This is a genomic window from Amycolatopsis rhizosphaerae (assembly GCF_007713715.1).
In the GTDB taxonomy this organism is placed as follows: Bacteria; Actinomycetota; Actinomycetes; order Mycobacteriales; family Pseudonocardiaceae; genus Amycolatopsis_E; species Amycolatopsis_E rhizosphaerae.
The window spans coordinates 1-1,333 of record NZ_VJWX01000853.1 but is presented as its reverse complement, the minus strand read 5'-3'; the positions used below and the strand labels follow the sequence as shown (position 1 = coordinate 1,333).

The window sequence follows — 1,333 nt, the reverse complement described above, 5'->3', positions numbered from 1 at the left end:
CGCCGGCAAGGCGGTGCTGGGCCGGGGCAACAAGTCCGGGGCCAAGGCCGAGGACGAGACCGCGGCCGCGGCGACTTCCGACCAGGGCCAGCAGGCCGCGGGGCAGCAGGCGCAGAACCACCCCGTGGTGTCGGCCAACGGCACGATCGGCGGTGCGAACACCCCGGCGACCCCGATGAGCGGGATGGGCGGAATGGGCGGTGCGCACGCCCAGCAGGAGGAGGACCAGGAGCACAACCGTGCGTCCTTCCTCATCGAAGCCGACCCGGACGAAGCCTTCGGGGCCAACGTCGCGACCGCGCCGCCGGTGATCGGGGCATGGTCCGACGAGGACGAGGACTGAAACACCCGGCAAGACACCGGCCGCAACGGCCCTCCTTCGGCACTCGAACAGCGCTCCGGCAGGCGACCCGCGTCGCCTGCCGGTCGCGGTGAGGGGACAACGTGACGCGAGCGGAGCTTCTTACTCCGCTGGAACTGGATTTCCTGTGGGAGTCGTTCGGGGGCGGTGAGCTGCCCTATCCACTGGAGATCCGGTCACACGGCACGACCATGGACGAGCGCGGGCAGTTGCGCCGCCAGACACTGACGGAGCTGGCCCGGCGTGGGCTCGCGGACGACCGGGGCCGCCCCGAGCCGCACGTGGAGAACTACTTCGAGGTGCTTTCCGCCTGCCAGGTGAGCCTGGATTCGGTACACCTGCCCGCGCCGAACGCGCGGCCGCTGCTGGCGGTGGCGGCCGCGCTGGGCGGGCAGGGTGTGCTCGCGGTCCAGGACGAGCGCGGCACTCACCTGCACCCGGCGCCTGCCGACGGGCTGGCCTCGGCGATCGTCTCGCTGCTGCCCGCCGCCGCCCGCGGGGGCGAAAAGTCCATCACGGTGCCGCTGGAGCAGTTGCTCACCGGCACCGGCGCGGACTTCCTGCAGCGGCGGGTGCCGGACTCCTCCGGCAGGCCCGGCGCCGACGAGGACCGCAAGGCACTGGCCAGGCTGCAGGCGCAGCCGCGGCTGCGGGGCGGGCAGATCGGGGCCAACGCGCGCGGCAGGATGGGCGGTAAGGTGCGCTCGCCGGTACTGAGCTGGTTCGACACCGAGTCGGGCCGGTACTTCACGCAGGCGACCCGTGGGCACGACGGCCGCGACTGGATCACCGTCGCGCCCGCCGACGCGGCGTCCCTGCGCCATCGACTGAACGAGATGCTTTCCGGCGCCGCGAACACCAGCATGGCGCCGGGCGGGGCTTGGTGAGGAGGACCTGGTGACCGAGGGGCCGATCGGCGGGGGCGCGTTCACGGACGGGCCGGGCGGCGGTTCGGGCAGGGCCGAGTTCTTC

Annotated in this window: 1 protein-coding gene and 1 pseudogene; both read left to right on the top strand. The window is 73.1% G+C overall.

Translation table 11 applies throughout. From position 1 onward, the window contains the following. Positions 1-343, top strand: a pseudogene (locus tag FNH05_RS37410) (hypothetical protein); the annotation flags it as partial. 101 nt (positions 344-444) lie between these two features. Beyond that, a complete protein-coding gene (locus FNH05_RS37405; RefSeq protein WP_144593544.1) occupies positions 445-1,248 on the top strand; it encodes an ESX secretion-associated protein EspG in 804 nt (267 codons plus the stop codon). The last annotated feature ends 85 nt before the right edge of the window (positions 1,249-1,333 follow it).